This window comes from Paenibacillus sp. FSL H7-0442 (assembly GCF_038593105.1).
GTDB classification, from domain to species: Bacteria; Bacillota; Bacilli; order Paenibacillales; family Paenibacillaceae; genus Paenibacillus; species Paenibacillus polymyxa_D.
Window position 1 is genome coordinate 2409681 of sequence record NZ_CP151963.1, and the last position, 12820, is coordinate 2422500.

The 12820-nt window shown below is 45.4% G+C and carries 14 protein-coding genes (1 of these 14 running past the window's edge); 9 read left to right on the forward strand and 5 right to left on the reverse strand.

The genetic code is table 11. The features are described 5' to 3' along the window. Nucleotides 1-10: 10 nt before the first annotated feature. From MHH57_RS11075 to MHH57_RS11090, 4 genes are all read right to left on the reverse strand, one after another. Nucleotides 11-1117, reverse strand: a complete 1107-nt coding sequence (locus MHH57_RS11075; protein ID WP_342435089.1) for a HAMP domain-containing sensor histidine kinase — start codon at nucleotides 1115-1117, stop codon at nucleotides 11-13. Between the two features lie 15 nt (nucleotides 1118-1132). Further along, nucleotides 1133-1834, reverse strand: coding sequence for a response regulator transcription factor (locus tag MHH57_RS11080; protein WP_029518444.1), 702 nt, complete (start codon nucleotides 1832-1834; stop codon nucleotides 1133-1135). 110 nt (nucleotides 1835-1944) lie between these two features. After that, on the reverse strand, nucleotides 1945-3135 hold the full coding sequence (locus tag MHH57_RS11085) for an acyltransferase (protein WP_029518443.1): 1191 nt from the start codon (nucleotides 3133-3135) through the stop codon (nucleotides 1945-1947). Between the two features lie 223 nt (nucleotides 3136-3358). Further along, entirely contained in the window at nucleotides 3359-3784 is a 426-nt protein-coding gene (locus MHH57_RS11090; RefSeq protein WP_023988435.1) for a CHRD domain-containing protein, read from the reverse strand. A gap of 168 nt (nucleotides 3785-3952) precedes the next feature. Here MHH57_RS11090 and MHH57_RS11095 point away from each other — a divergent pair, with 168 nt between their 5' ends. The 3 genes from MHH57_RS11095 to MHH57_RS11105 all read left to right on the forward strand — a co-directional run bounded on the left by MHH57_RS11095 (nucleotide 3953) and on the right by MHH57_RS11105 (nucleotide 6202). Continuing rightward, nucleotides 3953-4375, forward strand: a complete 423-nt coding sequence (locus tag MHH57_RS11095) for a hypothetical protein (RefSeq protein WP_029518442.1) — start codon at nucleotides 3953-3955, stop codon at nucleotides 4373-4375. 227 nt (nucleotides 4376-4602) lie between these two features. Continuing rightward, nucleotides 4603-5763, forward strand: a complete 1161-nt coding sequence (locus MHH57_RS11100) for a GDSL-type esterase/lipase family protein (protein WP_029518441.1) — start codon at nucleotides 4603-4605, stop codon at nucleotides 5761-5763. 115 nt (nucleotides 5764-5878) lie between these two features. After that, a complete protein-coding gene (locus tag MHH57_RS11105; protein ID WP_029518440.1) occupies nucleotides 5879-6202 on the forward strand; it encodes an MGMT family protein in 324 nt (107 codons plus the stop codon). Nucleotides 6203-6357: 155 nt separating this feature from the next. On the opposite strand, the gene MHH57_RS11110 is transcribed toward MHH57_RS11105, so the two are convergent. Beyond that, the gene (locus MHH57_RS11110; protein WP_019687137.1) at nucleotides 6358-6546 is read right to left on the reverse strand and encodes a hypothetical protein; all 189 of its coding nucleotides are present in this window, start codon (nucleotides 6544-6546) and stop codon (nucleotides 6358-6360) included. A gap of 318 nt (nucleotides 6547-6864) precedes the next feature. Between MHH57_RS11110 and MHH57_RS11115 the strand changes: the two genes are divergently transcribed. The 6 genes from MHH57_RS11115 to MHH57_RS11140 all read left to right on the forward strand — a co-directional run. Continuing rightward, the gene (locus MHH57_RS11115; protein ID WP_029518439.1) at nucleotides 6865-8028 is read left to right on the forward strand and encodes a TolC family protein; all 1164 of its coding nucleotides are present in this window, start codon (nucleotides 6865-6867) and stop codon (nucleotides 8026-8028) included. A 13-nt stretch (nucleotides 8029-8041) separates the two neighbouring features. Next, complete coding sequence (locus tag MHH57_RS11120; RefSeq protein ID WP_029518438.1) at nucleotides 8042-9502, forward strand: efflux RND transporter periplasmic adaptor subunit; 1461 nt, start codon at nucleotides 8042-8044, stop codon at nucleotides 9500-9502. A 6-nt stretch (nucleotides 9503-9508) separates the two neighbouring features. Next, the gene (locus MHH57_RS11125) at nucleotides 9509-10228 is read left to right on the forward strand and encodes an ABC transporter ATP-binding protein (RefSeq protein ID WP_029518437.1); all 720 of its coding nucleotides are present in this window, start codon (nucleotides 9509-9511) and stop codon (nucleotides 10226-10228) included. Beyond that, entirely contained in the window at nucleotides 10225-11436 is a 1212-nt protein-coding gene (locus MHH57_RS11130; RefSeq protein ID WP_029518436.1) for an ABC transporter permease, read from the forward strand. Before MHH57_RS11125 ends, MHH57_RS11130 begins: the two co-directional genes overlap by 4 nt. Nucleotides 11437-11675: 239 nt before the next feature. Then, nucleotides 11676-12290 carry a helix-turn-helix transcriptional regulator gene (locus MHH57_RS11135; protein WP_223822107.1) on the forward strand — a complete coding sequence of 205 codons (615 nt, stop codon included), beginning with the start codon at nucleotides 11676-11678 and terminating at the stop codon, nucleotides 12288-12290. A 13-nt stretch (nucleotides 12291-12303) separates the two neighbouring features. After that, nucleotides 12304-12820, forward strand: partial view of a pyruvate, water dikinase regulatory protein gene (locus MHH57_RS11140; RefSeq protein ID WP_342435090.1) — the 5' portion only. The gene runs 287 nt beyond the window's last position; the window shows 517 of its 804 coding nt (coding positions 1-517); its start codon is at nucleotides 12304-12306; its stop codon lies beyond the right edge, outside the window.

Sequence of the window (12820 nt, forward strand, 5' to 3'; positions counted from 1 at the left end):
TGTAGACCGCCTAACGAGCATGATAGAGGGGAAAACGGGTTTCAAAATCTGTTTGTCTGCGATTACTCCTAACCGAAATGCGGCCATTGTGCAGCTCGGTAATACTTTTTGTAATCGCAAGGCCCAGCCCGGTGCCTCCAGTTTCCTTGGAACGTGATTTGTCCACCCGGTAAAACCGTTCAAACAAGTACGGGACATCTTCCGCAGGAATTGGGGTGCCGTAGTTGGTGCAGATTACCACCGCCTCGTCGTCTTCGCGTCCTATGGTGATATCAAGGCGTTTGCCGTCTTTTCCGTATCGAATAGCGTTGGAAAACAAATTTTCATACAGGCGTACCATCTCGTCGGTATCGGCTAGAATCCGAACAGGCTCGACGATTCGGACACGGTAGGACATGTCTGTCTGTTCCAGAGAGGGTACAAATTCCTCAGCAAGCTGAGTGAGCAATTTGCCGAGATCTACAGGCTCCAGCTCCAGTGGCAGGCTGCCACCGCTCACACGCGTGTATTCAAACAGCTCGTCGATCAGCTTCTTAAGCGTCAATGACTTTTCATAAGCAATGTTCACATAATAGCGCAGCTCAATTTCATCCCGATAGCGGTCGGTTTCAATATATTCCAAAAAACCGATCACGGATGTTAGCGGGGTACGAAGATCATGGGATACGCCAGTGATCAGGTCGTTTTTGGCCTTGGCAGAAGCCCGTTCTTCTTCCAGCAAGAGACGGAGCTTGTCCGCCATGGTGTTCATATTTTTCGCCAAGGTACCCAGCTCGTCCGCTGAAGAAACAGGAATCGTATAGGACAGGTCTCCGTCAGCAAACTCTTGCATCCCCGTCGTAATTTCGCGAAGGTAACCAATCGTATTTTTGGTAAAAAGGAAAAAGAAATAAATATATGTAGGTAGCCCGCCTACCAGCATGATCAGTGGGGACCCAATGTGATTTACGGTCCAGCGAACCAGACGGGTGCCAAAAAATGAACGGGAAGGATTCAGCCATAGTAGCAAAGATGCTCCATAATAAGACACCATCAAAATCAGTCCGGTTAGAGCGAAAGCGGCAAGGCTAAGGGCTGCCAGCTTCCATCCCAACGTATCATATCGTTTTGCCTTCAAGACGTGAATCCTCCATTAATCGAATTTTTCCATTTTGTAGCCGATGCCCCACACCGTTTTTAGATATTTGGGTTTTCTCGGATCAGCCTCAATTTTCTCGCGAATTTTACGCACATGAACCATCAGCGTGTTGTTGGATTCCAGATATTGCTCCTTCCACACTTTTTCATAGATCTGCTCCATGCTCAGCACTTGACCACGATTACGGGCCAACAGCTCGACAATGGCAAATTCTCGTGGGGTCAGCTTAATGGATTCTCCGGCGAGAGTGACCTCATGCGTAGCAGAATTAATGGAGAGTTCATCCAGTATCATTTCATGCTCCGATACAGGGGAGGAATGGGTATATTTCCGTACTCTACGCAGCTGGGATTTAATGCGTGCCACCAGTTCCAACGGGCTGAACGGCTTAGTGACGTAATCATCGGCCCCAACGCTGAGTCCTGTGATTTTGTCCATATCTTGTCCCTTCGCAGACAACATAATAATCGGAAAATGCTCGGTTTCCCTGATCTTCATGCAAGCTTCAACCCCGTCCATATTGGGCATCATCACATCAAGCACCATCACATCTATCGATTCCCGACTGATTTGCTCCAGAGCTTCCAGTCCGTCTCGTGCCATAAGCAGTCGATATCCTTCATTTTCCAAATAAATTTGCATCAGCTTAATAATTTCAGGCTCATCGTCTACTAATAAAATGGTTCCGTTATGCATGGCCCGTGCACCCTTTCTGTTCTTTCCAGCAGTATACAATATGGCGTATTATATACTTTTTTAAAGATGGAGGCTATGGACACTCTTCTCAGTTCGCTTGCTTGGGGACGTCAGCCTTTGGATAGTGCTGTTTCAGTTGAAGAAATACGGTTTTCTTGCTTGAATTGTCTTTTTTCTATTCCCGGTAGTTGACCGAACAGGATCCAAGCAAATGGTAGGAAACGGGAGATGGTAGACACGACGAGCCAAGAGCAAAGAAGTGCAAAGAAAAAACCTCCAGCGTACCACACATGAATAAGCTGCGGAGAACCGATATGTGGTGAAAACTGCCGATACAGAAGCAGGAAAAACGGATGAATCAGATACACACCAAAAGACAGTGTGCCCAGACGTTCCAGCTTGCGAGTGACAAAGGAATGTTGTCGTCTATACATTAAAAAGGAAATCTGTAGTATTACCAGCGTGCTAGACAGGCTGTACATATTATACATAAGTTCGAAAACTAGCGAATTATACGAGATTCCGTACATTCTATTTTCGCACCACATATAGACATGCATGGTGGCTGAAATCAGCCATAAAGCCCAAATTGTGATCCATGTCAGCACTCCGGCAACACTTCGTTGCCCCTTACGCATCAGAAACCACGTTTTCAGCTGTGGGTAGTAATAACCTAGAGCAGCACCCAGCATGTAACAGGCTACATAAGACAGTGCCCAACTGCCCTTATTTTGCACCTGAAATAGAAATTTATTGCCAATTACAAATGACCACTGTAGCAACAGCCCAAGGACAATAGACCATTGTGGAAGTTGCCGATATCGCTGGAACAGCCACAGTACGAATGGAAATGCAAGATAGAATTGTATCATGATAAAAATATAATATAAATGGGTATACGCTTTGCCTGTCGCCAGCTTCAGAGCAAAGCTTTTCGCAAGTGTGGCTATATTCCATGGTTCGGAGCTGCTAGCCATAAGAGACAGGAAGAAATAAAATAGGGAGAACATGACGTAAGGTAAGAGAATATACAGCAATCTCTGCTTATAAAAGCGACTTAAGAACTGTCGTCCCATTGGACGATCCTTGTAGTTGTAGAACAGTACCATGCTGCTAAGCGCGATAAATACGGGGGTTCCATACTTCATCAACACATTGAGCGCATTGTATACAACATATAGGCTGGAATTTGTAAGCTGAACCGTTGCATAAGAAGTGGCATGTACCATCAAGACGGCTAAAATCGCCATGGCTCTGACCAACTGCAATTCGGGAATTTTTTCTTTGGTCGTAGGCTTCATAAGCTTCATTTCCTTTCAGGAGTGAACTGTATCTTGTTGAACTCTTTCTATTAAAAGATAAAGTTCTTAACAACCCTAAAGGGAACGGCTTAAGAAACGCTTATGAACTTCTTAACTTTTGTTAAGAATTGAGGATTTTGCAAAAATCCTGAATTAAGAAAAGAACTTCCATAGCCTCAAAATGAGTGGTATGGAAGTTCTTTTTTATACTCATGATTATTCGTTATTTGCAACGTTTGATAGGTGCGCGTCTAATTTGTCCACGAATAGCACCATTCGGATGACGGATCGTGTGGACATTGACGTAGGCATTACCCTCTCTAATTTGGCACACCAAATCATAAATGGTTCTGCCTCTGAGTGGACCGGTAAGATCACATGCACGGAGCACGCCGCTAACGACGCCTCTTCTAACGGTTATTCCAAACTTCGAAGGACCAAACAGTGTAGCAACAACAGGGCCATTTTCACCTCTTCGTCCCAGATGAATATGCGCTTCGGTTACCCGTGAGATATTGCGTACAGTCAGTTCAAAGCTTAATTGTTGGCTCGTTGGACGGTAACGAAATTCGGCTGTTCCTGTCGCATTTGTTCTGACAGGAGGCACTTCATTAGCCCCCCTTAAGGTGGCTCTAAACTTATTAGACATGACATCCCTCCTTTCTCAGTGTTGGTTTAGTGTATTCACAGGGCTAGAGAAGGGGCTGCACATTAGCCTATTCATCAGAAGTTGTGTGTTTTACAAGTTATTCAGTCCAAGCACAAAACAAACTTTTTCATAGTCTATGAGTATCTGATAGAGAGAGGAGGAGAAACCATGGGAACATTTATTGATGGGAGAACATCCCAAAATGCTTCGACAGCCAACTCTATTGCCATTCCGATCACTCTTATAAATACGCCTCAATTGTTCGGGCAGATCGGGTTAAACACACTGGGAGCTACAGGTACGCCACGGGTTTTGCTTAAAGGAACTATATCGCTTCAACTTCCGCTTGCTTTAGTCGGAATAACGATCACTATTGTAAGAGGTACCCTGGTTACTGACCCTGTTGTTTATTCGGCCACGTCAACTTTTAGTTTGAGTTTGTTGGCTCCACAGGTTATTGCATTCTCAGCCGATGACTTTAACCCGCCGATTACGGAACAATTGGTGTACACTGCTTTTGTTTCAGCTAACCTGCTGGGTACAATACGTGTAGGTCCAGAGAGCTTTGACGGAATTTTGGTTGCGGATTAATGTAGTAATTTTGATATGACGAAATATCGCTTCATGAGGCTTCGCAGATGTAACTGCGAAGCTTTTTTGTGTACAAGACAAGTTTCAAGCTTAACGATTAAACTACTTTTCTTTTGCATAAGAATTACACAGGCATAACCCTGCAACAATGGGTAGAATTTTATGTATGCGCTTACAGTAAATATCCATTGCTTCGTACAATTAAAAATCTGGAGGAGGAATGAAGAATGGTGTGGAAAAAAGGATTGACTCATATGCTTTTAGCAGCTTTTTTATGTGGTGCAACAGGTGTGGGCATAGCTCTCCCGGCCCAGGCATCCGCTGGCGAGTACAAGTTTGATTTTGGCGGAGGTACGGTCGAAACGGGTTATACCGGAGTGAGCGCTTCGCTGTCTTATGACTTAGCACGTGGCTATGGCTTTCGTACCCCTGAGAATATGCGTAATGTCAGTGCTTCGGGGACTGGAGTGGCAAGTGATGCGGTACGTTTCCTGGTTACAGGTACGAAAAGCGAGAATACTTTTGATGTTGATCTTCCTCCTGGTTTGTATGAGGTGTCGGTTACTTTAGGAGATACCTCTCGTTCGAGTATTGCAGCTGAAGGGGTGTATCAGGTCATAAATATGACAGGGAATGGGGCCAAGGATCGCTTTCAAATTCCAGTAACAGACGGACAACTAAATCTGCTGGTTACTGAAGGCAAAGAGGGGGCGGTCTTCACACTCAGTGCAATGGAAATCAGGCAATTATCTAGCAATCCGGTTACGAATCGAACAATTTATATCGGTGGGGATTCTACGGTATGTAACTATTATCCGCTGGATAGCAGCGTGCAGGCGGGATGGGGTCAACTGCTGCCAGAGTTTGTGAACACGAATACTTTTCAAATTCGCAATATGGCGTCAGGAGGCCAAATTGCTAGAGGCTTCCATCAGGACGGTCAGTTGGAGGCCATCGTCCAATATATTAAGCCGGGGGATTATTTTATTCTCCAATTGGGCATTAATGACACCAATCCAAAGCATAACGAAAGCGAAGCAGAGTTTAAGGACTGGATGCGGGATATGATCCGGCAGGCGAAGGCTAAGGGGGCGACGGTAATCCTGTCAACTCCGCAAGGACGAGCCACTGACTTTAATGCTAACAATGTACACAACGCAGAAAATAGATGGTATAGAAGTGCTATTTTGGCGCTGGCTCAAGAGGAACAAACGCCTTTAGTCGACCTGAATGTTCTTAGCTCCGCTTATTTTACTTCTATTGGTAAAGTCGCTACACTGGCTTTGTACATGAACGGTGATACACTCCATCCAAACTATGAAGGTGCAAGGGAACTGGCACGATTGGTAGCACAGGATTTAAAAAGGCAGGGTCTGAGCGGATTCTAAATTTTAACGATGGGTTTTCCCCTGTTTCTTACATTTGTAGGAGCAGGGGTTTTTAGCATCTGTTCAGGGTGCTATAATTATTGAAAAAGCAATAGTAATACGGAGGAATTAGAACATGCAGCCTTTCACTGCCCGTGTGCTTCAAATTATACTGTTGATCCCTGAGGGAAAAGTAATGACTTACGGTCAAATTGCGGCAGAGGCCGGAAGCCCAAGAGGTGCCAGACAGGTGGTGCGGATTTTGCATACATTGAGCCAAAAACACCGGCTTCCTTGGCATAGAGTAGTCAACCGTTTGGGGGAGATTGCTTTGCAGGAGGATGAGTCCGCATCCCTGCAGCGTCTGTATTTGGAGGAGGAAGGCATACGGTTTAATGAAAACGGGCGCATTCCACTGGATCAATATCTCTATGATCCGCAGGCAGAGATGGAAGAATAGGCGCGGAACAAGCTATGCGGTTTTATATTAAATTTGATCGTCATAAAGAACCGGGACAAGTCAATTAACGATTTGTCCCGGTCTTTTTCATCTAGCATACGAAGCAGATAACTAGAGGTAATCTGTTATTTATAGCATAAGATTCATTTGTCATTTTATCCGATAAGATGCTGCTGATCCCGTTGGGCAAGGTGAAAAGAAATGCTGTTCATCAGTGGTATATCGTTATTTTTCCGGGCTTCCCGGATGAGTTGTTTCTTTTTTTGATCTGATTCACGTAAAAAGCGGGTCATCCACAAATCAGACGGTTCGTTAGTGGTTGTCATACGAGATTCTTTTATCATCTATTAACCCTCCCAGTGAGCGGCTGTTATTCTTTCTCTAGTATATGTTCCAAACCTTAATAGATGCTGTTGGTTTCCTTAAAATTAGCTGAAAATTAGGTAAAGTTAAGGTAAAAATAGGTTGAATCCATATCTGATTGGACGAAAAGTAGTATAAAGCGAGTAATCTGGAAGTAAAGGTTACAAAAATGTATTGTATTGACACCTTGTACCAACACAAACCTGAAAGTACAATTAGAATGCAAGAGTTTGTGGAAATTTATGTCGAAAAAAACGGAAAAGATTCGAAGAATGCACCGAAAGGGGAGAGATTCATCTATGAAGCAAAAAGCGGCTGCCGTGCTGCTTGTATTGTCATTATCATCAGGCTTGGCCTCCACTGTACAGGCTGAGAGTTTATCAGGAAATGTAGCATCAAGTACGTCAGTTAAACCTTCTGCTGCGGCTCCATCGAAGACATCATCCATAACGGGTCAGGCTTTACCTACATTGACACTCAAGCAGGCCGCGGAATGGGCACAGACGAACAGTTACAATACACGTACCGCCGAACGGGACGTAGAGCGCCGCAGAATGGAACTGAAAAATGCAGAAAAGGACCTGGGCAATTCACCTGTCGATTTTATAGACAATGAGTATGTTGATGATGAAACGTCATGGAGAAATTACAGTTCCTCGACGCTATCTTATTTAGCCAGCAAAAAGCAGGCGCAGTTCGCCAAAGACCAGATTTATTTTAATGTGATGAAAAGCTATCAAAGTGTGTTCGTGGCAGAGAATCAGGTGAAAAATGATCTAGAAGCGCTTGAAATCGCCCAAGCGGAGGAAAAGATTGCACTTGCCAAATTTGCGCGCGGAAAGCTGTCTGAGCATGCGAAAAACGAGAGTACACAGGCCAGAAGCCAAGCTCAGCAAACCGTAGAGCAGGGGAAAATTGCGTTGCAAAAATCCAGGGATGCCCTGAACTTCCTCATGGGACAGCCTAATGGAACAGCTTATGAATTGGTCGATCGACCCGTGTACAAGGAACCGAAGAAGCTGGATATCGAATTACATATACAACAGCTGACAGACATGAATCCAAATTTATGGAAGCTGGAGGATAGCATCAAAACTTCGGAGCTTAATGTGAGATATTTCGATTTTAACAATGGTGCTGGTGCTTATGATCTAGCTAAAATGGATGTCGATACGGCTAAGGAGGAACTCGACAAAGGTCAAAAGGATTTTGCCGAATCTCTCCGTAATTTGTATGCCACAGTTAAGGAAAATCAAAAGAAATACGTACAACTGGAAGAAAGCTTGCGTACAGCAAAAGAGGCCTTGGAATTATCACGCAAAAAGTGGGCCAGAGGTCTAATTATTGAGATGGAATTGAAAAATAATCAGTTGAAAGTGAACCAGATTGAACGGCAAATGGAAGAGCTTGCGATCGAGTTGGATCAAAATGAGTATACGTTGAACAAGCCATGGAGCACATAGGGAGGAAACGGCATTGGCAGAAACGGTTTTAAATGACGCTTTAATCAAGTTACGGAGAAAACGGAGAAAAAAGTGGATCTGGACTGCAATTGTTCTACTGGTTGTCGGTGGAGGCGGAGCAGCAGTATACCTAAATTTGCCCAAAGAACAGGCGGCACCGTTGGTTCAGGATGAGAAGCTTAAAGTAGAACGCGGCGATGTGAGCGAGAAGCTGGATACGTCCGGTACCGTACAGGCTTCCAAGGAAGTGAAGTTGAATTTTACAAGCGCAGGCGAAAATAAGCTGGCAGCGGTGAACGTGAAGGCCGGAGACAAAGTGAAGAAAGGACAAGTCCTGGCTCTTCTGGACAGTTCTGAAATTAAAATGCAAATTCAGAGTGCGTCTGATACTTTGGAAATATCTAAAGCCAAGCTGGCTGAATTGGAGAAAGGTCCGAAGGCTGAGGACATTGAAATTCAGAAAACAAATGTACTTCGGGCCAAAATGGCTATCGATACAGCGCAAGAATCATTTGAGCTGGAAGAAGCCGAAAGTCAGAAGAAAACTTCCCAAAAGCAGTTGGAACAGGCGCGAAAGGCATATGAAGACCAAAAGTTTTTACATGATGCCGGGGCGGTGTCCAACAGTGAATTGGAGCAGGCAGAGCAAGCACTGGATAAAGCACAGACGGACTATGATGGTCTGGATCTGCAGTTCCGCAAAATCATGTCACAAAAACGTCGCACCATTTCAGAGGCTGAAATCGGATATCGTACGGCAATGGCAGAGCTTCGCAAAATTCAGGTTCCGGCTGATGCATCCAATATTCAAGCCTCACGGATAGAGGTTCGAAGACAGGCGACGGAACTGGAGCAGAAGAAAAATGAATTGAACAAGCTTCAGGTTACAGCACCTTGGGACGGGGTAATCTTGAAGGTGAACGGGGATGTGGGGACCAGTCCGACAGCTCCATTCATTGTCATGAATAACTCGGATTCCAACGACCTTAAGGTGGTTGTGAAGGTAAGTCAGACCGACATTGTCAAAGTAAAGAAGGGTCTTTCAGCCGTGTTGACTACCAATGCCTATCCGGGTGAATCATTTCCAGGGAAGGTGCAATTCGTGTCACCGGAAGCCTCTACGGATGAAGGGATGACGACGTATCTGATGGAACTGTCTGTTCATGACCCGAAAGGCAAGCTCAAAACGGGCATGATTATGAATGTGGCCGTTATTTTGGGAGTACACAAAAATGTACTGTTCGTACCTGCGACTGCGCTGAGATCCGAAGGGGGACAGGATGGCGTGTATGTTTCCGCTAATAATGCTGCAAATCCAGGGGCGCGCACTTTCAAGCCCGTAGAACTCGGATTTTATACGCCAGATCGAGTCGAACTCAAGTCAGGTGTAAAGGAGGGTGACACGCTTATTGTGCCTGCTCCTGAACCTCCGCCGGACCCTTCCGCTATGGGCGGCATGCAGGGAGGCTTTTAAACGGGTATGAGATACGTCATTCAGATTGAGGATTTGAAAAAAGTGTACCATGTCGGAGATCAGGAAATTCATGCTCTGCGTGAGGTTCAACTTGATATTGCTGACGGTGATTTTGTTGCGATTATGGGACCGTCTGGATCAGGCAAGTCCACGATGATGAATGTTATCGGCTGTCTGGATTTACCTACGTCAGGACAATTTTATTTGGACGGCTATTCGATCTTAGATGCCCGTGAGGATGAACTGGCTATTATACGTAATCAGAAAATCGGATTTGTATTTCAAAAATTTCATTTGCTCCCGCGATCAACGGCTCTGGAGAATGTGGAACTGCCTATGATTTATGCAGGTATTCCTGTCAAGGAGCGTCGTTTGCGGGCAATGGAAGCCCTCACTAGCGTAGGTCTAGGCGATCGGATGAACAATAGGCCGAACGAATTGTCAGGCGGTCAGCAGCAGCGGGTATCCATTGCCCGCGCACTTGTGAACAATCCGGTCATTCTCTTGGCGGATGAACCTACAGGCGCATTGGACTCCAAAACAAGTGTTGAAATAATGGGGATTTTTCAGCGTCTGAATGATCAGGGGAAAACGGTTGTATTGGTTACTCATGATCAAGAGGTTGCGGAATACGCCAAGCGTCTGATTCATTTTCGAGATGGGCGGATTGAAGAGGATCAGCCTGTTGGGAAACGAAGAATGGCGGCAGAGGAAGTGAAGGCATGAAGTTTAAGGAAATTATCCGTGTATCACTCAACAGTTTGCGAACCAATATGCTGCGATCTTTGCTGACCATGGTGGGCATTATTATCGGAGTGGCCGCTGTGATTATGATTGTAGCCATCGGTAAAGGATCAACGGCTACGATTACATCTCAGATCAACAGTATGGGAAATAATCTGCTGATGATCTATCCTTATGCTCCATATGATGGCTCTAGTTCCATGTCGTTCAATCAGACGAAAGGAATATCTCTAAAAGATATCGATGCGCTAGAGCAGCAAAAAGCAGTAGCAGAGGTAGCACCAAGTGCTATGACCAATGCAGATATTACGTGGAGTCGCAATAAGGTCAGCGGACAAATTGAGGGGACTTCACTGGCATTCGTTCATGTGAGAAAGCTGTCACTAGCTCAAGGCAGGTCGTTTACCCACTATGAAGTGGATAAACAAATGAATGTGGCCGTGCTTGGGAGTGATGCGGCCCGTAATATTTTTGGTCCGGATGCCTCCAGAGCGGTCGGTGAGACGATCATGATCAAACAGCTTCCTTTTAAGGTGGTCGGTGTGCTGGCAAATTCCAATTCCAATATGAGTAACAGCGGTCAGCAGGTATATGTACCGATTACAACGGGGATGGAACGGCTAGGCAATATGAGTATTCAGCAGGTGAACGCCTCTGCAACATCAGAGGAGAAGATTGATCAGGCAAGTGCAGAAATTCGGCAGGTGCTTCGTGTCAGACATGAGCTAAAGCCATCAGAGGGCGATGACTTTCAGATCATGACCCAGACGGAAATCTTAAAAACAGTGTCCGGGGTTGATCGGATTATGAATATGCTGCTGGCCGGTGTAGCTGCAATTGCGCTTGGCGTTGGAGGTGTCGGCATTATGAATATTATGCTGGTGTCCGTCACGGAACGTACGAGGGAGATCGGGATTCGTAAAGCGATTGGTGCGCAACGTAGTGATATTATGCTGCAGTTTGTGGCTGAGGCTGTTTTTCTCAGTCTGATGGGTGGACTAGTTGGCGTAATGGTGGGTCTCGGAGGTGCAAAACTGCTTGAGAAATTCGTCCAAATGCCGATTGTGTATTCGATAGAGCCCGTGCTTTACTCTTTTCTGTGCTGTATGGCAGTCGGAGTGTTGTTCGGAGTATATCCGGCGCGGAAGGCGTCTAAGCTGCGTCCAATTGATGCTTTAAGATACGAATAAGAGAGCGGGTACTTCGCCTTACTCGAAAGAGCAGGGTGTAAAGTGCCCGTTTTTTTGTGTTGAATAAGTGTTTTAAATGATAAAAAGACATGAATAACCACTTTAATTTTATATATGTGATGTTTTATATGCTTTTTAAGGTTGATTTATTGTTATATATGACGTATTATATTCAATATTAGATCGCAAGAAAAAAAGGAGGGACGTTCATCATCGACCTTACGGCAAGACAAGTAGAAATTTTAAACATCGTACAAAAGCATGCCCCAATTACCGGGGATCAGATTGCGGAAATGCTTAATCTCAGTAAGGCGACCATTCGGACCGACCTATCCAAATTGGGTATTCTGAATTACATAGATGCAAAGCCCAAGGTCGGATATTTTGTTGGAAAGCGGGGCACGCCGAACCGGGAGGAAAAATTCCGGCTATTGCAAATGAAGGTGGGCGATCTTCACGGGGTTCCAGTCATCGTACGTGAAACAACAACGATTCAGGAAGCTGTTGTAGCTCTCTTTTTGGAAAATGTGAGCAATTTGATCGTTACCGATGAAGACGGAGATTTGGCAGGGGTAGCTTCCCGCAAGGATTTACTTAAGGTAACGTTAGGGAATCCCAATGCAGCAACCATTCCTGTCAGCCTAGTGATGACCCGACAGGCGAATGTTGTCACCGTTTCCCCAGAGGATACGGTATTAGAGGCAGCGCGCAAAATTATTGCCCGTCAAATCGACAGTCTGCCTGTCGTCGTCCCTTCCGACTCCGACAAGCCAGGAGAGCACTGGAAAGTCGTGGGACGTATTACAAAAACAAATATTATTAAAATGTTGCTCGATATGGTAGCAGAGGATTAATGGGAGGAATCGAATGGTTCAGGCGAGCAGTCATTTTATAGCGATCTGTTCAGACTCGATTGGCGAGACGGCAGAAGCTGTCGTACAGGCGACCATGCGCCAGTTTGAGTTACCGGACACAGAGATCAAAAGATTTATGAACGTGAGGGATGAAGACGAACTGAGCCGGGTGATGGAGGAAGTTGCCGAGCGTAGAGGCTTTGTAGCTTATACGCTGGTACAGCCGGAATTGAGAGAGGCGATGAAAGAAGAGGCTGTCCGGCTGAATGTGCGGGCTGTCGACATTATGGGACCAATGATGCAGGCGTTTGCCGATACGTTCCATAACGATCCCAAAGAGAAGCCTGGTCTGCTGCACCGACTGGACGACAACTATTTTCGGCGTGTAGAGGCCTTGGATTTTGCGGTTCAATACGATGATGGCAAAGATGTGAGCGCCATTCTCAAAGCGGATATTGTATTGCTTGGAGTATCCCGTATTTCCAAAACTCCTTTATCCATGTTTCTCGCGCATAAAGGTTATAAAACGG